Annotated in this window: 11 protein-coding genes; 1 reads left to right on the forward strand and 10 read right to left on the reverse strand. The window is 48.0% G+C overall.

Annotation, left to right across the window (positions count from 1 at the left end; translation table 11 throughout):
- Positions 1 to 19 precede the first annotated feature (19 nt).
- Positions 20 to 1,654, forward strand: coding sequence for an extracellular solute-binding protein (locus KP806_RS08390; protein WP_224723139.1), 1,635 nt, complete (start codon positions 20 to 22; stop codon positions 1,652 to 1,654).
- A 173-nt stretch (positions 1,655 to 1,827) separates the two neighbouring features.
- Here the strand turns inward: KP806_RS08390 and KP806_RS08395 are convergent, their stop codons facing one another.
- The 10 genes from KP806_RS08395 to KP806_RS08440 all read right to left on the reverse strand — a co-directional run bounded on the left by KP806_RS08395 (position 1,828) and on the right by KP806_RS08440 (position 23,808).
- The gene (locus KP806_RS08395; protein ID WP_224723140.1) at positions 1,828 to 3,573 is read right to left on the reverse strand and encodes an extracellular solute-binding protein; all 1,746 of its coding nucleotides are present in this window, start codon (positions 3,571 to 3,573) and stop codon (positions 1,828 to 1,830) included.
- Between the two features lie 129 nt (positions 3,574 to 3,702).
- Positions 3,703 to 4,587 carry a carbohydrate ABC transporter permease gene (locus tag KP806_RS08400; protein ID WP_224723141.1) on the reverse strand — a complete coding sequence of 295 codons (885 nt, stop codon included), beginning with the start codon at positions 4,585 to 4,587 and terminating at the stop codon, positions 3,703 to 3,705.
- 24 nt (positions 4,588 to 4,611) lie between these two features.
- Positions 4,612 to 5,598, reverse strand: a complete 987-nt coding sequence (locus tag KP806_RS08405; protein ID WP_224723142.1) for an ABC transporter permease — start codon at positions 5,596 to 5,598, stop codon at positions 4,612 to 4,614.
- 457 nt (positions 5,599 to 6,055) lie between these two features.
- Positions 6,056 to 6,973 (reverse strand): glycoside hydrolase family protein, encoded by a 918-nt coding sequence (locus KP806_RS08410; RefSeq protein ID WP_224723143.1) that lies wholly within the window; start codon positions 6,971 to 6,973, stop codon positions 6,056 to 6,058.
- A complete protein-coding gene (locus KP806_RS08415) occupies positions 6,970 to 8,532 on the reverse strand; it encodes a glycoside hydrolase family 43 protein (RefSeq protein WP_224723144.1) in 1,563 nt (520 codons plus the stop codon). The genes KP806_RS08410 and KP806_RS08415 overlap by 4 nt, the downstream gene beginning before the upstream one ends.
- 251 nt (positions 8,533 to 8,783) lie before the next feature.
- Positions 8,784 to 12,938, reverse strand: a complete 4,155-nt coding sequence (locus KP806_RS08420; protein ID WP_224723145.1) for a LamG-like jellyroll fold domain-containing protein — start codon at positions 12,936 to 12,938, stop codon at positions 8,784 to 8,786.
- A gap of 157 nt (positions 12,939 to 13,095) precedes the next feature.
- Positions 13,096 to 20,067 (reverse strand): LamG-like jellyroll fold domain-containing protein, encoded by a 6,972-nt coding sequence (locus KP806_RS08425; protein WP_224723146.1) that lies wholly within the window; start codon positions 20,065 to 20,067, stop codon positions 13,096 to 13,098.
- A gap of 178 nt (positions 20,068 to 20,245) precedes the next feature.
- Positions 20,246 to 21,874: an ABC transporter substrate-binding protein gene (locus tag KP806_RS08430; RefSeq protein WP_224723147.1), complete on the reverse strand. Its 1,629-nt coding sequence runs from the start codon at positions 21,872 to 21,874 to the stop codon at positions 20,246 to 20,248.
- A 55-nt stretch (positions 21,875 to 21,929) separates the two neighbouring features.
- On the reverse strand, positions 21,930 to 22,811 hold the full coding sequence (locus tag KP806_RS08435; protein WP_224723148.1) for a carbohydrate ABC transporter permease: 882 nt from the start codon (positions 22,809 to 22,811) through the stop codon (positions 21,930 to 21,932).
- A 16-nt stretch (positions 22,812 to 22,827) separates the two neighbouring features.
- Positions 22,828 to 23,808, reverse strand: a complete 981-nt coding sequence (locus tag KP806_RS08440) for an ABC transporter permease (RefSeq protein ID WP_224723149.1) — start codon at positions 23,806 to 23,808, stop codon at positions 22,828 to 22,830.
- Positions 23,809 to 23,976: the final 168 nt, after the last annotated feature.

A 23,976-nucleotide genomic window follows, 5' to 3' on the forward strand; every position in this document is an offset into this window, starting at 1 on the left:
TGTCGGGAGGAGAGTTCAAGTGAAAAGGCGTTGGTTTATTCTTATTTGCTTGCTTACCCTATTCATAAACGCATGTACAAACCACGCCGGGAATCCTCAGGATTCCTCCATTGACGCTGCGGCGGGGGAGCTTGCCTTCAGCAGAATGGTTGAACCGGTCACCCTGCGGGTTGGCATGCCGATCCCGGCGACCCTCAATAACCCGGTTGTCCGGTATATCGAAGAGTTGTCCAACGTCAAGGTCGTTCCCTCTTGGGAAGCGGAAGGGGCGGATTCCTATAATCAAATGGTCGAGCTGGCCATTGCCAGCAAAGATCTGCCGGACGCCATGATCGTAAACCGGAGCCAGCTTCGCAAGTTGATGGAGATGGACATGATCCAGGACCTGGACGCTGTCTATGAAACCTACGCTTCCAAGCTGGTTAAGGACATCTATGCTTCGGCGAACAATACCGCCCTGCAGGCATCCAGCATCGACGGCAAGCTCTATGGGCTGCCCAATGCGACCTTTGAATCCGATTCTCATTCCTTGCTCTGGGTACGCCAGGATTGGCTTGACAAGCTGCACCTTCCGACTCCCCGGACCTTGACCGATGTGGAGCAAATCGCCCAGGCTTTCATCAACATGGATCCTGACGGAGACGGGAAGGATAATACGATAGGACTGTGCGGCTATCGGAATATCGTCTACGGCAAGCATCCTGCGGTGTGCGGCTTTGACTCCATCTTCCACGCGTTCGGGGCTTTCCCGAAAAATTGGATCAAGGACTCCACAGGACGGATCCTCTATGGTTCCATCATGCCGGAGAACAAAAAGGCACTTTCCATGCTGGCGGATTGGTATAGGCAGGGACTCATCGATAATCGATTCGCCCTCAACAAGAATACCCATGAACCGATCGAATCGCACAAGACTGGACTGTTTTTCGGACCATGGTGGGCGCCTTATTGGCCATTGGGAGACTTCAACAGCATTGATCCGAGCGCCGATTGGAAAGCCTATCCGGTTCCCCTGAATGAGGATGGCAATTTCGTAACCCATATCGCTCCTGTCATGAACAGCTATCTGGTCGTGCGCAAGGGATACCCGCATCCTGAAGCCGTCGTCAAGGTTCTGAACATCGAAACCCGGCTGAATCGGAAGCAGGATCCCAATAAAGAAAAAGTAAAAAAACTGGAGGACGAGCTCCTCCGTGACGGGATTCAGTTGCGCAATTACTTCCCGATTGATCACCTCTTGGACTTCACTGATGCCATCGAGAAGCGATACATGGATGTCGAAAGTGTCCTCCAGGGTAAGAAGGATCCTGCTTCACTCGATGTAGAGTCGAAGCTCGTCTACGAAAGTATCGTTCAGGAGAGGGCTCACCCCAAGAGCAGCGTCTACAATAGTATAACAGCCTTGGCCTTCCAAACCGGCGTGAAGGCGCTGGTCACTACCCCAATGGTCAAAGTCCGGGGCGTATTCTACGACACGACAGATTCCATGCCCAATTACTGGGGTGAATTGGAGAAATTAGAAAACGATACCTTCCTCAAGATTGTCATGGGCGAGCTTCCGGTGGAAGCCTTCGACGATTACGTCAAGACCTGGTTGGATTCCGGCGGCGGCACGATCACCGACGAGGTGAAGTACGATGTAACGGGGAAGTAAGGAGAAGCTGCAAAAAGTAACAGCTCAGTGGCATATTCCCTCCTTAAGCGCTCCCCCACCCTCTTGCCGCAGCTTTTCGGGAACCGTAACTATTTGTATTTCAGGCGTCTGGCTTAGATAAAAAAAATTCCGCGAGCTTATGACGCTCGCGGAATTTGATCTTTACCGGACCATTACTTTTTCAAGGCCGCACCAACGGTTTTCTCGTAGTTATCGACCTGGAACTTAATGACATCATCGTAGCCCAAGCCTTTGGCTTTCGTTACCATAGCCTCTTTTAAGCTGGCAAACTCGTTATCGTCCTTCGCGAACATCATCTTCCAGGAATATTCCTTGATGACTTTGCCCACTTCAGCTTTCTTCTGCTTAATGTCGGACGGCTCCTCTGCTTTAGCTTGTTCGCTAAAGTATGGAGGCTGAACGGCTACTTTGTTGTTCTTGACCACGTAGTCTTTCATTGTCACTGCACCCATAGCTTCCCGCCAGCTCTTCGTGACCGGATCCGGTTTATTGTTCAGATAGGAGCTCCACATCGTGTAATCATACGGCTCCCCGGTTTCCGGATTGATCATGGACGTGGTGAGCGTACTGTTGTTGATTTTGTTTCCTCCGTCCGAGAACTTTCCGCCGCCGTATTCGGCAGGCATATCGACGGAGTTGGAAACCGCTTGGTATCCGAATTCTGTCAGGGTCGGCTTGCCATCTACGATATCCCAGGTCAAGCCTTTCGGACCTGCGGTGGCTTCCTGAACGCCCTCCGGCGAGTACAGCCAGTTCATGAATTGCATCACGCGCTCCGGATGTTTGGTTTTTGCCCCAATGACCCAGTGCCATGTGCCGCCATAAGGGTTATATCCGGAGGAAAAGACCTTCTCCTCGGTGAACGGCACGAACGCGAAGCCTTTGCCTGCGCTTAGGCGATCCTCGGTGTTGTAGCCATCAGTAAGCCAAGGGAATTGCGCGAAGAGAACTTGTCCGTCAGTGTACTTATTGACCACATCAGGAAACTTCTGCGTCAAAGAATCGGGATCAAGCAGCCCCATCTTATTCGCTTCAAAGAAAAATTTCAAACCTCTCATGTAGTAGCTGTCTTCGTCGAGCACGCCTTGCCATTTCGCTTCATCGGCCTTTGTCATCATCAGTTCGGCGATATTGAAGCCATCCCCTTCATTAAAGCCATAAAATTGGCCCATAGCCTTCACGTTTACTGACATCACGCCATCCCAGTCCGACCACAGCGAGAACCCATACACAGGCTTGCCGGAGTCGCTCTTCGGACTAAGCTCTTGCATTTGTTTGATAACGGCAAGGTAGTCTTCCAGCGTCTTGATTTCCGGGCTTCCCAGTTGTTGATATAAGTCCCAACGAAGCATCGGACCATACGTCATTTTGGCGCCTTCGCTCGGGCCGTCTCCGCTGCCGATGTTATTGCCGACAGCGTAAACAGCCGTGCCGCCGCCGTATTGCTTGCTGTTCGCTTCCAGCGATTCGCCGGCATATTCCTTAAGGGCCGGGCCGTATTTGTCCAGCAGGCCGTCCTTGTTCCAATCCAGCAGCAAGCCGGCTTTGATCGCATCCTTTATATCGATGGCGACCGCGATGTCGCCCAAGTCGCCAGCGGCCATCATCGTAGAAGCTTTTTGCTGTCCGCCGGATATAATGTTTAATTTGATGTTGAATTTATCTTTGACTAGCTTCGCAAACCAACCCGGCTGCTCACCTGCGTAGTTGGCCAGGTTCGAGAATACGTTCAGCGTGATCTCCGATTGCTGCGAAGGATCGGTACTTACTTCCGTTCCTGCGTTATTGCCTTTGTTGCTGCCCGAGTTGCTTCCCGCGGAGCCGCTGCATGCGGATAAGAATACAAACATGGCGATAATCGCGAAAGCAGCGGTTGTCCATTTCTTTCTTTTTGTCATGTGGTTGTTACCCTCCTTGTCATGTACCTGCAAAAACCTTCTCTTTCATTTTTCTAAGAATGCTGACTCCCATTTGATAAACTTCATGCGTACACCGACCCGCCTCACCCCCTTGCCAGCTCTTCCTATTTAACCCTTTACAGCCCCGATCATGATGCCTTTGACAAAGAATCGCTGGAAGAACGGGTAGACGAGCAGGATCGGAATGACGACAACCATTGAAATGGTCGTCCGAATCGACGTGGCCGTCTGTATATTGGCCAAGTTGGTATCGGAAGCCCCGGACTGCATAAGAGTGGCCAGCGATGTCGCTCCGTTGAAATAGCGGTACAGGATAAATTGCAGCGTAAACAGGTTCGAATCCGTGACCAGGAACAACGTGTCCTGGAACGAGTTCCACTGTCCGATAGCCGTGAAGATGGCGATCGTGGCTAGAATCGGCGTAATCAACGGCATGACGATCTTCCAGAAGATCGTCATATTGCCAGCTCCGTCGAGCTGAGCTGATTCCTGCAGGGAAATGGGCGTTGACTCGACAAACGTTTTGACCAGGATGATGAAAAACGGCGAGACGATCCCCGGCACCACGTAGGCAAGGAAATTGTTGAAGAGGCCAAGCTTAAGCATGATCAGGAACCATGGGATCAAGCCGGCATTAAAGTACATCGTGGCGATGAGGAATCGGTACCAGAACTTGCGCCCCCACATGGTTGGCTTCGAAAACAAGTAACCAAGAAATCCCGAAGCGGCCACGGTCAGCAACGTGCCGATCACCGTGCGTGCAAAGGATACAAACGTGGCTTGGCCCAGCCCGGGAATCTTGAACACTTCGATATAGTTGTTGAAATGAATCTCTTGGGGGTAGAACATAACGAGTCCTCTGCTGCTCAAGTCGTTGCTGCTGATGGTATTGATGAACAAATAATAGAACGGAAAGAAACAAGCTAAAGTAAATAAGGCAAACAGCGTATAGTTGATGATGTCAAAAATTGTAATCCTGTTATTAACCCCCATGTCGGTTCTCCTTCCTCGGTTGAATCAGATAACGCCTTCGCCGCGAACCAGCTTCGACAGGCTGTTGGCTGCAAACAACAAGATCAAGCTGACAATCGATTTCAGAATGCTGACTGCTGTCGCGAACCCGAAGTTGTTGTTCACAACACCAACGTTGTACACGTAAAGATCAAGCACCTCGATTTTGCTCATGTTCATCGCGTTCGAGAATACAAAATATTGCTCAAATCCATTATTGATAAAACCCGCGATCCCGAGTATGAGCAGCACGAAGAAGGTCGGCATAATCCCTGGAACCGTCACGTGCCACATCAGGCGGAAGCGGCCTGCTCCATCCACTCTCGCCGCTTCATACAATTCCGGATCGATGCCCGTAATCGCGGCAATGTACAAGATCGCTCCCCAGCCGAGGCCTTTCCATACCCCCCACAACGTCATAGACAGCCAAGTGTGGTTGTCCGATGCGAGAATATTGAGCGGCCGTTCGATCAGGCCCATGTTCATGAGCAGATTGTTCAGGAAGCCATTGTCAACCGAAAACAACATGAAGGCGAAGGAGTACACCAGCACCCAGCTGATAAAGTTTGGCAATGTCGTAAGCGTCTGGACGATTTTCTTAAAGGAAGGGCTCTTGATTTCCATCAAGAAAATCGCGAAGATAACCGGAAGAACCGAAGTCAGGATGCCAAGTGTGCTGATCGCGAACGTGTTTCGTAAGACCCTGAGAACTTCCTCCATTTGGTACGGATTTGACACCAACGAAGTAAACCATTGCAGGCCGACAAACTCGGTCTGGGACAATGGAATGCCAGGTCTGTAGTCATAGAAGGCGTAGATCCAGCCGTAAAGCGGCAAATAAGCGAACAAAAAGACGAGTACCAGAAATGGCAAAGCCATCAGGAACAATGTATATTTTTCTTTAAACCGAAACTGCTTCACCGCAGCTGTCGTATAAGCTTGGCCATTCAGCTTCGCTCCCATATTGCTCCCCCCGCTTAGTTGATTTGACATCTCAACAACAACTCCCTCGATATTTTTTTGTGTCCTCATCGAATGACAAAAAAGGATCGCTGTCTGGCTGCGCGATACGGATCTGACCACGCCAAAATGTAATCGCTTTCTTTTTTAAAGAATCAAATTCAGCGTCCGTTGTCGGCCATCATGCTAAACCCCGTATTCGCCGTGCTGACAATTCTACTCACACTCCCGATTTCTTATATTTCTCCTTCAATACGGATTATATATGATGTTATAACCCTAATCCTTGAATTTCGGGACAAAAAAATAGCATTAAACCGACTGCCTTCTACTCATCGACTTGGTACACTCCATATAATTCGTACGCAACGGGCAAAAGCCGCCTTACTACCAATCAAGTAGTCAGGCGGCTTTTGAAGAAAATGAACTTTATATTTGCTTCACTCTGAGTACCTCCATGTTAAAATCCCTTGCTATGAAAGTAGCATAATCAAGCTTCCGCTCCAAGCTTCAACTCAAACTCCATGTCACGGTCGCAGACCAGCACGCCGTTCACAACCTCCAGCTTGGCCGCCTGAATGGAGGAGCGGCGCCATCCATAATTGTTCGAATCCTCATGATGCCCACTCACACGGCCGGGATGAGTAAAATAAAAGATATACCCTTCTTCTCCATGCACGACCACATCCGCGTGAAGGCCGATCGTCCCGTCATCCTCCCGTTTGCCAGGCTGGTCGAGAATGAGGCCGTTTCGCTCCCATGTCATAAGATCATCGGAACGAAAAACACCTTGTCCTCTCCACTCGTCTACGATCATCCAATAATAGCCGCCCAGGCGGAAAACATTCGGCCCTTCGTGGCCTCTTTCGGTGATCACCGGACCAATAGGCTGCCACTCATACAGATCCTTGCTATCGGCAGCGTAAGTATGATTCCGCTGCTTAAACCACATTCGGAACGTGCCGTTCGGCAGCTGATACACACAGGCATCGATCACGTTCTCCTCACTAATGCCAAGCGTGGACTGGAACTCCCAACGAATAAGGTCGGGGCTTGTATGATGCCTGATACGAGCCTTGCCCGTCCAATCATCCGGTACGCCGTGGACGTAAGTGACATACATATGGTACAGCCCATCATGCCATATGATTTCCGGCGCCCAGAACGTATTTCTGCCCCATTCTGATTCGAGACCTTCCAGGATCCCCCGGTATAACCAGGTTGATCCGCCATCCGATGAAGAAGCAACACCGAGATCGGTGCCATGCACCCACCCGAATTTCGGCCCATCTTGCGTTGCGCGGCGGTTCGTATAGATCATCCACCACTCCTTGGCCTGCCGATTCCAAATAACTACAGGGTCCGCCGCTCCGTCATAGATCGGATCCCTAAATAATGGCGATTTCATTCCTTCTCCACTCCTCGCACCTCATGACCAAATTGGTCTACATCGATATAACCCTGCTCACTCTCGCAGTTAAAGCAGTATACCCCGATCCGATCTCCCCTGTAATTGCCCCATCCCAGCTGATACGCTTCTCCAAAGCTCGTGAATTGTACCCCATCGACACTATATTCGAACCGGCTGATTCCGTCTATGTTCCATACAGACCTTAACCAAATGGCGGTGCCCGTTATTTTTGGACCCCATACAATCGTTCCCGAGCTGTTGAACTTCAGGACCCTTGTCCCGTTCAGTTGTTGAACGCCAATCGTGCAATAGGTTTTCGCAAAATGGCAAAGGCCCGCTTCTTGTCCTTCCGCCATGCCATTGATCTCTATTTTCACCGTTGCCGCATTCTGAACGGTTCTAAACGATCTTTGCGAAAGGACGTTGCAGACGGTAAAAAAATTGTCCTTATCGATAGGTTGGCACGCATACAGACGCAAATAGCCGGGCCGTTCCGTTAACGACCACTTATCGGCTCTTGGCTGATGGTTCCATTCCCAATAAGGCTCAAGATCAGCTCTATCAAAATCGTCGTATGTGGAAAGAACCGTTGCGGGATACCCGTTAATAGGCTTCCTGCCTCCCCATACCATCTCTCCGACTCCGTCGCCGTCCGTATCTTCTCCGATGATCGGCCATCCGTCTACCCATGTTACAGGCAGCAAGTGAAGCGGTCTGCCTTCGTGTCCGCCCGTTCCTTGATGGCTTATGAAGTACCAATCCTCGGAAACCGTCTGGACAAGTCCTCCCTGATTCGGCTCCCGGTCTATTTCCTTTCCGTGTGTATGGATAATTTCCTTTTCCTCATAAGGACCATAAATATGCTCTGCCCTTAACATCATGACAACTCGGGCTTCACCGCCTTCCTGAGCGCGCACCTCGCTGTGGAAGAAATAGTAGGTTCCATTTATTTTGTAGAGCTTATTGGCTTCGCTCCCTTTGTATTGATGGATAATCCTATCGCTGTCATGCAACAGCTCTTTGCCGTCTTCACTAAGTTTCATTAAATGGATATGATAGTTATCGGCAAAATGAGTGGCAATCAGGTAGCCTTGTCCGTCATCGTCCCAGAATGGACAGCAATCGTCCCAGCCGGCGACCTCCCACACCCGATGAAGCGGCTCCCAAGGTCCAGCCGGATCGGATGCCGTGCTCATAAACAATCCTTCATCGGGCGTGAAGAAATATACCCAATATTTATTTTTATGGAATCGGATGGCGCCTGCCCAGACTCCTCTGCCGTAACGATTCATGCGGTCGTAATTGTATTCCGGGCCGATGCTTGTCAAATCTTGAACAACATGTCCGATCATGGCCCAATTCACGAGATCCTTGGAATGCAGCACCGCCATCCCCGGAGAGCAATGCAAGGTAGAGGAGATGGCGTAATAGTCATCCCCGACCCGAATGACATCCGGGTCGCTATAATCGCCGGGCAAAACAGGATTGACATAGGTACCGTCTCCCTGATCTCCCCAAGCTCCTTTCTTCGATAACAGATTGTAGTGATCCTCCATAAATAAAGTCTCCTTTCCATTCCTGGCTTCACATTATGCATAATATAATACTTTCTTCTTTTGACTTTAATATCATGTTTATGAGTGTTCAAGTTCGCATTATTTGAAAATGTCGATTTGATGCATTTTGAACCTGTCCAGACAATACAAATAGGGGTGCACAGCACCCCTATTCGCTATAGGATTAAGAAGTCAATGCAGGAGAAGGTAAGACGGGCTTACCTGCAAGCTCCCCTTCTCTTTCCCGCCTGTTACAAACCCGCCAGGGCAGCAATCTCGCCAGCAGAGAGAGCATGGTTATAGACCCGGAAGTCATCCACTCGCCCGTCTAGATACGGGTCGGAGGTATATTGGGAACGGCCGATCCAATTCTGAGTCGAAGCGCCCAGATCGGACGGTTTAATGTTCATCGACGTATTGCTCCCCACTTGGGCACCGTCAACATAGAGAGTGCCTGTGGATCCATTTAATGTGACGGCCACATGATGCCAGCCTCCCGTTGGCAAAGTCGACTGCCCATCAATGATTTGTTCGCTCGACCCGTTGTTCTTGATCGCAAAGCGGATTTTTCCATTCGCTCCGTTTTTTGGCGTGAGGAACATATTGGTCGAAGTTCCGGATCCGAAATCAAAAATCCGCGACCAGTTGTTAACGCTATCCAGATTCACCCAGGCCGCTATAGTGATGGTGTCGGCGCCGGAGACAACACCAGCTGGAAGAGCAATATAGCTGTTTGTTCCGTTAAGTTCCACTGCATTGCCGGCTTTGCCTGTCGTCCAGGCTGCGCCGCCATTCATCGTTCCATGTTTGAAATCACCTGATGCGTCTGCCACTGCAGTCCCGCCGGATTGATCAAATTTATACCAGGCGATCAGGTCGGGTGCTACCATCGCGGAGATCTCGTCGGCAGGAAGAGCTTGATCATAAATCCGGAAGTCATCCACTCGTCCGTCAAGATAGGGATCCGGGTACTGGGAACGGCCGATCCAATTCTGAGTGGTGGCGCCCAGATCGGACGGTTTGATGGTCATCGACGTATTGCTGCCCGCTTGAGCTCCATCAACATAGAGAGTGCCGGTCGAACCGGTTAACGTGATGGCCACATGATGCCAGCCTCCCGTCGGCAGCGCCGATTGGCCTTCAATGATTTGCTCACTCGAATTATTATTCTTGATCGCAAAGCGGATTTTGCCATTGGCTCCGTTTTTCGGCGAAAGGTACATGTAGGTAGAAGTTCCGGATCCGAAATCAAAAATGCGCGTCCAGTTGCTCGCCGTATCCAGATTCACCCAAGCGGCAATGGTAATCGTGTCGGTCCCGGAAATACTAACTTCAGGAAGCGCAATATAGCCGTTTGTTCCGTTAAGATCCGCCGCTCCTCCGAATTGACCTGCCGTCCAGGCTGCACCGCCATTGACTGTCGCGTTATTGCCGTTTCCGGATGCGTCTGCGGCTGTACTTCCGCTTGTTTCGTCGAATTTATACCATGATATGAGGCCCGCGACCGGCATACCATCGGTTGTTGCGGAAGCAATGGCCGACATGTCCGATTCTCCTATTGCATTCACTGCCGTTACCTTGATATGGTAGGCAGTAATCGGCTTTAATCCCAGGCTGGTATACGAGGTTCCTGTAATCACATGACTATTAACCTTTGTATAGACGGCATTCTCCGCCAAAGAATCGGCGATGTAAACATGATAACCCGTTGCTCCCGTTACTGCCGGCCAGCTTACGTTAATCGATCTATGGTCTGCTGTCGCAGCCGTCACACCTGTCGGTGCTGCCGTTACGGTTTCCAGGGTTTGTCCGTTCATTACACTCGTAACTTCAGATGAACTTATCGCGCGGTGATAGATTCTGAAATCATCCACTCGTCCGTCGAGATACGGGTCGGCGTATTGGGAGCGTCCGATCCAATTCTGCGTCGTTGCGCCCAAATCGGACGGTTTAATAGTCATCGACGTATTGCTTCCCACCCCAGCTCCATCAACATAAAGAGTGCCGGTCGAACCGTTTAACGTGACGGCCACATGATGCCAACCACCCGTTGCCAGCGCCGATTGGCCTTCAATGATTTGCTCGCTCGAATTATTGTTTTTGATCGCAAAGCGGATTTTGCCATTGGCTCCATTTTTCGGCGAAAGGTACATATAGGTAGAGGTCCCCGAACCAAAATCGAAAATGCGCGTCCAGTTGCTCGCCGTATCCAGATTCACCCACGCCGCAACGGTGATCGTGTCGGCACCTTCGACAACGCCGGCGGGAAGCGCAATATGGTCGTTTGTCCCGTCAAGAGCTACTGCGTTGCCTGTTTGCCCGGTTGTCCAGGCTGCGCCGCCATTTACTGTCCCGGTTTTGCCAAATCCAGATGCGTCTGCGGCCGAAGCTCCGCTCGTTTCGTCAAATTTATACCAGGCTTTTAAATGGGGGTCGACGATGACTTTTACGGTTGCATGATAAGCTTGCCCGTTATAGGTCGCCGTAATCGTAGCTGTGCCTGTGCTAATCCCGGTCACCAACCCTGCCGAATTGACGGCTGCCACAGCCGGGTCGGATGAAGCAAAGCTCGCTTGGCTGGTAAGAACCTGAATGCTTCGGTCCGGATGAATGACCCTTAGTACGGATTGATGCGTATGATTGACATTTAGCTCATAACTGCTTACATCGAAAGCCGGAACCCCGGTTCCTCCGGTTGCGGCCGATACAACGGCAAACGTTGATCCTCCGGATACACGGACCTTATAATAGTAAATCGTATTTGGAGTCAAGCTTGTATCGCTATAAGACATTGTTGTTATTGGAGCACTGTTTATCTGGGTATACGTTCCATTTTCTTCTGTGGATCTAAAGATGTTGTAACCGAGCGCGTCCGGTACAGCCGTCCATCTTAAGTTGATCGTATCCGAACCTGCCCCCGTTGCCGTCAATCCTGTAATATTATCCAGAATGATCCGGTTGCTGAGGCCATCGGCCTTGGCTGCATCAGGCGTGTACAGCAGCGACGCCAGCGGATAATCCTTTCCTGCAACCTCCGGCATTCTTGTTTCGTACGCATAGGCCAGGTATTTGAATTTTTCCTGGGTCATATCCTGCCCTTCGATATATTTATAATAGTTATATAACACACTTAGGAACGGGTCGATTCTGCCTCTTAAATACGGGTCAATCTTGTCAAAAATTTGACCGGCATAGGTTTGGTTTGCCACTGCCGGTGTCCATAGCACATCATAACCCAAATGATACTTCAGAGCATATGTTGTCCCTGCCAACAGGCGGTCATCGAGGAATTTAAATGGATTCACCGCATTAGCGGCCGTAGACATTGTTCCGTCTACCGGGTCAACCTTCGTACCCTGGGCGTAGATGGTCTGCGCCAATGTAGACAATCCGGCGATATTGGCATAAGAATGTCCTGCATCGCGGCCCATTTCCATTAACTGCACATGATAATCCGACGGATCCAATGGTTCTCCTGTCATTTCATTTGTCGTCATCCATCGCATTTCATGCTTGATCGAACCGTTTCTTCCTCCATCATCGCCTTGTGCATTCACTGTTGTTGCTTCTACAGCCTCCGCATACAGCTCCAGGTCATTCGTAAAGATCGCCCGCGCCATCGTTCCCATAACCGTAAACTGATGCTGGTTCATGAAGAAAGAATGAGCGTTATAAGTAATCGAGCAAAGATCCATCATATTGATAAAATTCTGAGTATCGGTTGACGTCCATTTCAGACTTCCCGTCGGCGTATCGGAATATCGCATAATCTCGGCAGCCGCCGCGAGCAAATAAGTCATCGTCGCAAATCGGAAGCTCGTATGAGGAGCAACAGACTGGATACCGGAATAAGCTCTGATGATATACATCGCACTGGAACGGTACGTCTCATCGCCGGTAATATACCACATAACCGCTTGTTTAAAAGCGACTAAGGCATCCGTATTCGCACGCGTTCCCACATAATCGCTTGGGTTTGCCCAATATTTCCCGTTTTCATCGGTAAAGGCCCATGGCCCGCGGATATTAACGAAAAGATCATTTCCGGCTTCATATAAGATTCTTGGATTCGGTTTGGATTGCGGGTCGGCGGCAAACGCCTCGAACGCCGTATTCCACGGCTCGTCCCCTGCTCTTACATGATCGCGCATATTGTCCAGATCAGCCAGCGACATGGCAATGCCCGGGTGATGGATCGTCGCCGATACCGTGTTCCCGTTTGCATCTGTATAGGAAGCATTCACATCGGCATTGACTGCTTGCGGTTTGTAAGATGTAATCAGCGGAGAAACAGCCGCTTCCGCTGTTTCCTTCCCTCCAAAACCAGTAAAAGTCATAACTAATGTAAAACAAAGAATACTGGAAACAACCTTCTTTGTAAGCGCCATCACTTGCGATAAGCCCATTTCATTTGCCTCCTTTTTTTACATTCATAGACTGTTTTTCTGATAACCTCCCACTTAGCTCTTACAGCTTAATGATGAGAGGCCCCTAACCTCAAAATCGAGATTGGGGCCTCTGGTCATGCTTTCGCCAGATGACACCCGAGAAATTTCGTTTGAGCTAGATCACGATCTGAGCCCAGCGGATCAGAATATCCGCTTGCTCTTGCGTGAAATATTTCCCGGTTTGGTCCGTTACCTGTTTGATATAGTCGGCCATCATGCTCTTCGCCGCGTCGGTTTTGCCGCTGGCGGCTGCAGCTTTGGCCTGATCGAGCTTTTGATTGTACGACTTAGCAACAGTTCCCCAACCCTTATAGCCGGTCATTTGCATAAAGGTGTTCGTCACGGACTTCAAGCTGTCAAACGTAACCTTCACCGTAAACGTATGGGAAGCTGTCGTTTGATTACCCGCCATGTCCTCCGCCGTGACCGTTGCCGTATTCTCATCCGCCGGCAGCGTATATGCCTTCGCTTGCACCAGCGGTTCCGCACACGGCGCACCGTATACGCTCGAGACAACATCGGTTGCGCTGCATGTAATGGTCACCATTTGGTCGATCGTGTACGACGCCTCGCCCGTTATCTGAACGACAGGAACGCTGCGGTCGATCTTGATCTCCAGCGTTTGCGCCTCTTCCGGTTCGACGGAACGGCGGTACATAACCTTATTCGTTCCCTCTCGGTCCAGGGTGACAGACTCGTTATACTCTGCCCAAGTGACCCCGCCGTCCAGGCTGTATTCTGCGATTGCCGCAGGAGACAGCGTGATCGTGACAGGGGAATTATACCAGCCGTTCTTGCCGTTTGGAGCTGCCGGATCTACGGATGCCGTTACATCCTTCCACTGCAGCCCTTTGAGAGCCTCAAACAGACTCGCGATTGCCGCATCGATCTCGGCCTGGGTTGCAGCTGCATTATTGTAGACCGATTGTGCATTCGATACTTCCGCTTGAAGCACTTGTACGCTCTCCTCTGTGTAGAGCTCGGCATTGACCTTCGCTGCTTCATCAAGCAGGATCGGAATTAACGTTTTGTCAATCCAGTTCGCTGTGTTATTCATGGCGGCTTTGACCTCGTCCGCGCTCAGGACGTAATTGTAGACGCGGAACTCGTCGATCATGCCGTTGAACAACGGATCGTTAAACTGGCTCTTGCCGATGTAATTTGCGCCCGGCTTGAAATCGCTCGGCTTGATCGTGAAATTGGTATTCGTTGCCTTTAATTCGCCGTTCACATAAAGCTTCGCCGTTTTGCTCCCAAGCGTAACCGCCACATGCACCCATTGGTTGCTTGCAAGCTTCGAGGTTTGAACGATCTGTTCGCCGCCGCCATTCTTGGCCGCGAATCGCAGCGTATTGTTGCCGGAGCTTGGCGAAAGGAACATATACTGATTCGTGTTGTTACCGAAGTCGAATATTCGTTGCCAGTTGCCGCCGCCTCTCCAATTAACCCAAGTTGCCAAGGTGATTTCACTGTAACCGGATAGGGCGTGTTCCGCCGGCAATGTCATGTAGCTGTCCGTACCATTCAAGTTGACAGCCTGACCAGTCTTGCCCTCGGAGTAACCAACGTTTCCATGAGCCGTTCCGTCATGTTTGCCGAATGTATTCTCCCCGTTGCCCTCGAATGAATATAGCGACAACGGCACTTGATTTAGCGAAGCTTCCGCCTGTGCAAGCTCGGCAGCAAGCTGCTCCTTGTCTGCTTCCGGCTTCGCCAATTCCGCTTCGATCCGCGTCACTTCCTTCATGTACAGGTAGTGGCTGCCCTGCGTATACCCTTTAGGCGGAATCACATTCAGCTTAACATTGAAATCTACGGTTTGGCTGGCCTCGAAGCTACCATTGCTGACCGTAAAGATCACCGGGTGGCTGCCGTAATCGGCCTGTCCCGGCGTCCAGGAGAGCACGCCGGTCGCTGCGTCGAAGGATGCGCCCGCAGGCAGATTCTCCGCATTGTACGTCAGTTTCGCGCCCGAAGGTTCGGATGCCTGCACCTGATAGGCGAGCGGCATCTTCGCAGTCACTTCAACAACCGGTTCAGCAGTGATTACCGGTAATCCTTTCACCGCAATCTTAACGGTTCTGGTAGTAGACAGTTCTCCGGATTTGACGGTAAAGGTCACTGGATGAACGCCGCCCTGTTCTTTGGCCGGCGTCCACGCGAATGTGCGCGTTTCCGCGTTGAAGGAAGCTCCTTCAGGCAGATCGGCCGCTCCATATTCGACACCTTCGATGCCGTTCATTTCTTTAACAGTAAATGTCAGTTGCTGCTCTGCAATGACGAGTTTGTCGCCGATCGGAGCAAGCACCGGCAGCCCTTCGATAAACTCCAGCCCTTCGAGCGCTTCCAGCAGGCTCGCCGCGGCCGCATCGATCTCCTCCTGGGCCGTATCGGCATTACCTGCCACCGACTCGGCATTCGTACGCGCCGCTTGGAAAGCATCGAAGCTTTCGGTTGTGTAATATTCGGCTACAATTTCAGCCGCATTAGCCAGCAAATGCTCCAGCAGCGTCTTGTCAATGCCGATCTCTAGAAACTCGATTTCTTCAAAGTTTACGAAGCCATTATGATCGTCATAGATGCGGATATAACGATATGGCGTCTTGTCCGGATTAAGGCCGGAATACCACTCATAAATCGACGCATTCGGAATCTTGTACAGATCGGTCCAATTCACTCCGTCATTCGAGCCCTTAAAGACGGTGCCGTTGACACGGCCCACATGCGTTCTTCTTGGCAGGTAGCGGAACGTATCCACCACTTTTTCGTTTCCTGCGCCAAAGTCCACGTCAACCCAGCTCTCTTTAGACCTGGTGTGGGCAATTGTATCGGGATTTCCATCAAATAAATACCATGCGTTCTGTTCTTCGGAGATGTTATCATTCTGCCAAAACTTCTCAGAGGCCCTGGCCATCGATGGTTGCATCTGAATCTTTGTCAGCAAAGTCCGAACCGAAACGAGCAGCTTCTTCGCATCGTAGATGTCGTCAATCAGCTGCGCCTCGTCAAATTCAGGCTTCATCATCTCCGCTTTAATACGATCCAATTCCTTATGGTACAGGTAGAAGCTCGCCTTTGTATAGTCGTAGGCCGGCATGCTCTCCGCATCCTCCAGCACCGTCGAAATCGGTTCCGCATCAACGGAAACAGTGGCCGAGAACGGCTGCGGGGAGCCGTCGTCATGAACGGCCAGCACCTTGTAATGCGCACTGCCATACCGTAAGACGTCCTGGAATGGCTTCGCTCTTGTACCTGTGAGAACCTCCTCCCAGGGGGAGCCGTCTTCCAGCTCGGTCGTGCCTGCCTTGAATACCGGATCGGTTAAGCTCGCCGCTTCATCATAGGTGCGGTATACGTTGAACCAGGAGGCTTGCTTCGGTTTCGTCCAATGCAAAGTGATTTGATCTTTATCTTTTTCGACAAACGGAATCACACTCTCTCTCGGCATAGCCGATACGGTTACTTCGCTGAATGCTGCCTCTAGAGTCGATACGAGTCCCGTATAATAAGCATATGGGAATAAACTTTCCGTCTTCGCGACATATTCCCAATCGACTCCATCTTTCGATACAAAAGCATGGGCGATCTGTGAGTTATGATGCCACAACAGCTTGATATAAGGATAATCATTGACATGATAACCTTTAAGTCCATGATTGAACGGACTTACAGGTTTACCGCCATTCCATACCACAAAGGATACTCGATTACGATCTTGCAATACCAGGTTCCCTTGGTCATCCGCGCCAAAATACAGATAACGGGAATTTTCAGAAAGCTCTTCCCTTAACATAATACCGCTGAGAGCGCCGCTATTCTGATCGATCCTGGCACTGATCGAGCTGTTTCCAACGGCTGTCTGATGGACAAAGTGGAAGGAGTCATTAATATTCCTTTTATAGATATTAAAATCGTCCCCTACTCCGAGACCTTTTCCATCCACATTCTGAATGGTAATCCCATCGCCGCTAACCGTTGCGCTGCCTTGGGTGGTGCCTATTAAATCCTGCTGCCATGGAGAAGCCAGATTTTTGGATGAGCCATCGCTCAGGTCAGCTTTTGCGCGCCATGACTCCCAACCTGATCCATGTTCATTCACGGCTGCCACTTTATAGTAATATTCTTTCCCGCCCACCACATCGGTATCTTTATAGTGATTGCCCGTTAACCCTTCTGCAATCACGGCATACGGACCCTGTTCGGTTTCAGAACGTTTGATGGTATACGTTTTTCCTCCGGCAGTCGTTTTCCATATAACATCTACACTACCATTTCCTTCAACCGCTTTGGCAAAATCAACATGATTTGGTTTTGGAGCCGGATCAAATTTGTTTGATAATTTGAGAATCATTCCTCTTTCAGGTCCAATGGTTACTTTGCCATTGAGTACCGGAATAGTTGTTTTAGATACAAAATCGAAGATCTCATTTCCTGTATAATCGGAAGGCAGCTCCACCTCAAAGGAACGTTCATTTCCGTATTCAGCACGAGTGGTATTCGTGAGGATGAAATACTCCCCATATCTTGCAGCCATTAAATCCGTCAAAGTTGAATAGGGATGATCGACTTCAAAATTGTCCCGGACTACTGTACCAACCCCTGGCTGATACGCAATGGGCAATATTTCACCTGCCAGGGCTTGAGGCGCGAATCCTTTGACTGGCGGTTCTCCTCGCTGGAAATAGACATCCATATCATGCGATCTGATGTAGTAATCTTCATATTGCAATTGATTATTGTGAGCGATCTGCACTAGTCGCACATACTCAGGTGTGACAATATGAAGATTTCCAGTTCCCGGAAATGCCGCGTTATTCTTCGATAGCGACCCGAACATTCTAAAGTCCCCATCTCGCATGGAGATGAAATTATTATCTACATCGATCCATGCAAACTGTTCATAGTCCTCCGGATTCACACCTAATGCGGCAATCTCTTGTTCTGTATAATAATCAAAATCGGTCTGAGGAAGGACAACCCCGGCCTTAACATCATTAAATTTTGCATAGTCCTTCCGGGTGTTGAAAATATAGTCATAGGTTTCACGCAGATTGAAATCCCTCGAATTCAAATCGCCCAGTAAGCGATTATCCATCTTCATCTGCTGTACGGCCCCTACCGTATATCTGGCATAGTCCCAATACTTCTCCCATTCCGGACCGCTATAGCGTTCTTCATGATCCGCCATATATTTTTCCAAATAAGCATAGGACGTGCCATATCCGAGCATTCTGGCGCCATAAGCAGGAGTTCTGGAAGGCATTCCCCCATTTCGAGCATCTATAGGAGCATTCATCGCGATAAGTCTTTTGCCCTCATCATCCAGGTCTTGAATTCGAGTCCATAATCGACCATAAAAGCTGTTAAGAGCTTGTTTCAGAAGTTCATCATTGACTTCTTCATCCCCAGGCTGATCCAAGGTTCGATAGAAGTATTCCAAAATATAATTGGCTACTTCCCCATAAATACCTACATAGTGATTTTCTCTTCCCAATCCGCCTTGGGTGAAATTTGTATGCTGATCTCCATAAGGCTTGCGTCGTACAACATGACCATCTTCATCCAATTTGCTTTTTGCAAGCCCTTTGCCGACAATATGTACATAATCATCGGTAAAGACAGCTGAACCATCATGAGCAAACAAAGAATGATAGAGATCTAGTTCTTCCCCATTAGGACCTACCAGTACTTCTTCTCCCAACCAGGGTCTTATTCCAAATATTTCATATAAAATTTGATGACTGCGCTCTTTCCCTTCATAGAATTCCGACCCTACCATCCTGAGCCCTTCATGAGCTTTCCATGCGCCTTCGTACGTATAGAACACCTGATTCGTAATATACGATTGTCTGGAACGGGCGAAATCAAAATTCGCTTTCAACACCCGTTCCCAAGCCATTCTTCGGGTTAATGGTTCACCGTTCCACCCTGCGCTGGCAAGAGAAAATTCTCCTTCAACCGTTCCTGTAGCAAAGGGTTGATCCAGAAAGGCATTGTAAGCTTCTTCCCCTAACACTTCTTCGTCAAAGATCAGGTTTTCCGCAAGATACAACGCCTCGCCTAATTCGCCATAAAAGCCGCCCCAATCCCCCTGGTGTCCTCCGCGAAGCACCAGTCTTGTATTTCCATAATAGTTTTTCGTATGAACGTCAATGGCTTGAAACATACGCATTAACGCTTCACGTTTCGCTTCCGGGGTTTTCATGGGAGATATGTCATCTTTCAAGACCATGGCATAATACCGAAGAGCATTTGTGTATTTCGCGATATTTAACGTGTTGTTCGGATTATTGCCAAGATGGTTATAATGATTCATAAAGGTGGTAATGGGTTCTTGGTTTAACTGTGCAATCTTTGCTTCAATTTCCTCAAAGGAATCACCGGATTTCAGTACGGTCTCCGGTCCCTGACCTTCTTTAAATTTATACCCTTGCACTTCATCTTCTACATCAATATAAGCCTGGGTATGGGTGTAACCGGTATAGTACCCCCTTGACGGTTGTTCTACCTTCCCCCATGGAATCGTTGTATTGATTGTGATTTCAACGATTTCCTTCCCTCTCGTTGACTCCAGAGGTAGCACAATGGTGCTGTATATAAATTGATTCGGTGCTCGTTCGCCGCCTAACAGAGGTGAATAATCTCCCCCTTTGAAATACCCGATCTGTTCGCCATTGATCACAATTTGTGCTCGAGAAGGCATCGTCTCATTTCCTGCAAACTTCGCCGTAAAGTAATTTTGCAAATACGGGTCCACTTTCATGGAAAAGGTTAAAAAACCTCCAGTTTCTGAAGCAGGCATACGCGGCTCAGATACTCTGGCATCTTCCCCTAAAAAGCCGGTGATCACGCTCGTAAATTCGCCTCTGAAATTGTGAGCGCTTTCGGAATCAGCATTACCGAAATCGATTTTGTCCAAAATACCTTTAGCAGGTTCAGACTGTGCGGGTTCAGGTTGCGTATCTTCATTAGCAGCGTATACACGATTGTTCGTCACGGGAACGAGCAATTGCAATAGCATGACTGCCGCCAGACAGACGGCCAGGGCACGCGCCGCCCAGGCTGCTTTCTTGTTCTGCAAAACCATAGGTAATGTCCTCTCCTTAAATAAATTTTTTACTGTTGCTTCTTGTCCCAATCTTGCTTCGTATAAGCTCGAATTGTCTCACCCCCTTTCGGATAAAAGTACATTAGGAACACCTAAAGATTTGATTTAGCTAAATCTCTAGATGTTCCTAATTTATCGTGATGTAAATTCCGATATTTTAATTCTTTTGAGCAAGGAATGCGTTGATTTGATTCTTCAATTCTTCTTTAATTTTTTCTACACCTGAAGCCTTCAAATCCTTATTCATATTCGCCAAATTCTCTTCAACATCGCCAAAACCGGATAATAAGAATGGAAGATACTTGTCCATAACGGTGTTGACTTTGGCAAATTCATTTTTTACAGGCTCTTGATCAAATGTAAATCCTGCCAATACATGCTTCTGATACGTATCCGGCTTATATTGATATGCATAATATTGTTGAAGCTGCTCCGGCAATCCTGCAGGAATTCTGATCAATGTCGGATTCCAGGTCAACTGGTAACCAGGGAACGCGTAATTTTTAGCCGGATCGACTCCATCCGGAATCTTCCACTCCTTATCTCCTACAGCCTCCCAGTTTTTACCTTCGATACCGTACGTAAATAAGTCATTGTTCTCCTGGCTGGAGAAAATCCAATCCAGGAATTCCATGGTTCTGTCAATTTTCTTAGAATTGGCAGGTATTGCTATGAAGTTCCACGCCTTGCCATCCGTAGATTGCGTTCCAGGCGCCATTTCCTGATTGTTCTTCATGATCGGCCAGAAACCGATTTCCGAATTCGGATCTTTTGCCTTTTGCTCGGCTTCTTTCCCCTTGAAACTACCTAAAGTAATGTATCCTGCAGCTTCTGGCTTCCCTGTTCCAGTCGTGTTTGTCAAGGTATCTGCCGGTATAAATTTGTTAAATCGCTTCGCTTGATTAAACTGGTTCATCAGATACTTTAGACCGTATTCGGGATGAAAGTTTGCCCATTCGGATGCCGGATCGCCATAAGCTGCCACACCCGCAACGGATTTTCCGTCATCGGCAATTTGAACGTAAACGAAGTTTCTCTTCGGATTTCCGATTCCGGTAAATGGAAATACTTTCCCCTCCAGCTGTTGGGCATTGATATCGGTAAATAGTTTGAAGAAAGCCATATTTCCATAATTTCCAAACGGGATCATGTCTTTTTCGTTTTCTTTCACTTTTTCAAGGAAGTTATACAAATCGTCATAGCTGCCGATCTCATCCATTCCATACTTCTTTAACAAATCTTTTCTGTACCATACACCTTCCATGTCCATGAAAGAGTTAGTAACCGGAATAGCATAGGTTTTGCCAAAGATCTTATTATCATTGATATACTCTTCTGAGAAAGCCTTTTGAAGTCCAGGATATTTGGGGTTATTAAAGTATTCGCTTAAATCTGCCAATACGCCGTCTTTGGCAAATTTATTCAATTCCCACGGGACAAAAAGGTCGACGTCTTCTCCCGATGTCATCCATAATTGATGTTTTGTTCCATAGTCGGCAACCGGTGTGAATGTAACATTCAAGGTCGTATTAAGTGTATCCTTCGTCCGTTTCTCAAACTCCCTAAAGGCCGGATCGACATCGCGATAATGACCGTTTTCATTCCCGAAGAAACGAATATTAAGCGTAACCGGATCCTTCTGTGTTGCGGGTTCAGTACCTTCTGTCGCATTGCTGGTAGGCGCAGTGCTTTCAGCCGGCTTGTTTGGCGCCTGGCTGCTGCATCCAACGAATAAAGTAGCAAGCATCGTTACAGCAAGCAGTACAACAGAAAACTTTTTGTTCATGTTACTTCCTCCCTTTTATTATTCAATCATCTATACTAAACCGCTTTTTGCGGGTTTAGCCCTTTACAGCTCCAACTACTAATCCCTTAACAAAGTACTTTTGCACAAATGGATAAACAAATATAATAGGACCTGTAGTGACTACGGCTGTAGCCATTTTGACCGTATTTTTTGGGGCAACATAGTTAACCACAGCTCCTTGCATATAATCCATTTGATACATAAAGTCCACTTCTCTCAATACCTTCATGATCAGATATTGCAAGGAGTACAGATCTTTATCGTTAATATATAGGGTGGCTTCAAACCATTTGTTCCAGAAACCGAGTCCATAAAACAATCCGATTGTTGCCAGTGCAGGTTTTGCCAATGGAAGGATGATTTTAAATAAAATATAGATGTCATTCGCTCCATCTATTTTGGCGGACTCCGCGAGCGAATCCGGTATTTGATTGAAGAAATTTCTTAACAGAAACATATTAAACGGATTAATCAACGCCGGTACAATATAAACCAGGATATTATCGCTTAAACCTAAATATTTGGAGATAAGAAGATACGAAGGTATCAAACCTCCGTTAAACAGCATCGTAAAAAAGACGAAAAAAGCAAATTTGTTTCTGTGAGTAAACGTTTTGACGGAAAGGGCATAAGCCATAGCGCTGGTAAGGATCAGGCAAAGGAATGTACCCACAACCGTGAAAATGATCGTTGTCTTGTAAGCGGTGAATATGGTGTTATCCTGAAATATGACCTCGTAAGCAAATAACGAGAAATCTTTTGGAATAAGAGAAAAACCGGTCAATTGTACAGCTTTTTCGCCTGACAGGGAGCTTGATATAATAAGGATAAAAGGCACAATGCAAAATATTGAAAATATGGCCATGAAAACATAAGAAAATGTATCTATTGCTTTATTCTCCACGCTGCTTTTCATTTTCAATCTCCTTCCTTTAAAAAATGGCAGAATCCGAATCATATTTCCTGGCAAAATAATTCGCTACAAATACGATGACTAAACCTACAAGGGATTGATAAAATCCGATTGCAGCAGTCATGCTTATTTCATTCATTTGCCTGAGCATTCGGAATACATAAGTGTCAATGACATCGGTCGTGTGATACAAATTAGGGTTGTCGCCTACAATCGCATAAATCATTCCCAGATCCCCGTGGAATATGCCTCCGATGCCAAATAAGGTCAAAAGAACAGCTGTTGATCTAAGCTGCGGCACGGTAATCTTTGTAATACACTGCAACCGGCTGGCTCCGTCAATTTTGGCAGCTTCATACATACTCTGGTCCATGCCTGCTATAGCAGCCAAATAGATCACGGAGCCGAAACCCGCATCTTTCCATATTTTTAAAACAACCAGTATGCCGACCCATAAATCCGGATTGGAATAAAAACTGATTTCCTGTCCTTCTTGAATGAAACCAAACGTTTTTAAAATGGCATTAATAAATCCTACATCCGTCGACAATAATGCAAAAACAAACATCGACACTAATGTCCAGGAAATAAAATGCGGCAGAATGACAACAGATTGTGTCACTTTCTTATAACGCTTGGATCTGATTTCTGATAAAACAATGGCAATCAGGATCGCAAAAAACAACCCGGTAAAAAGAAACAAGATGTTTAAATACACGGTGTTCCAGGTTACGACCAGCCAATCCTTTGAGGAGAAGAAATACTCGAAATTTTTCAGACCCACAAATTCACTTTTAAAAAGTCCTTTCATCACATTAAAGTCTTGAAAAGCTACGATGATTCCTACCATCGGCAGGTATGAGAAAATCACAAAAAATAAAACACCTGGTAAAACCAATAGGTACAAATAGAAATTTTGTTTCACATCTGATAGGAAGCTCTTTTTTTTCTTCTTCATCACGACACTGTCTGCTTTATTATTGCTCAAAGCTACACTCACATTTATCATTCTCCTTTATGCAACGATTGCAGGCCTTGCCCTTATGACTTTAATACCAAGCTTATGAGTGTTCAAGTTCTCGTTTCGTCAAAATACCGGTTTGATGGTTTTTGAACCTGTTCAAAAACACACGGCAACGTATCCCGATGCTTTTTGAACTTACTCCCA

The sequence above is a fragment of the Paenibacillus vietnamensis genome (assembly GCF_020169515.1).
Classification (GTDB): Bacteria; Bacillota; Bacilli; order Paenibacillales; family Paenibacillaceae; genus Pristimantibacillus; species Pristimantibacillus vietnamensis.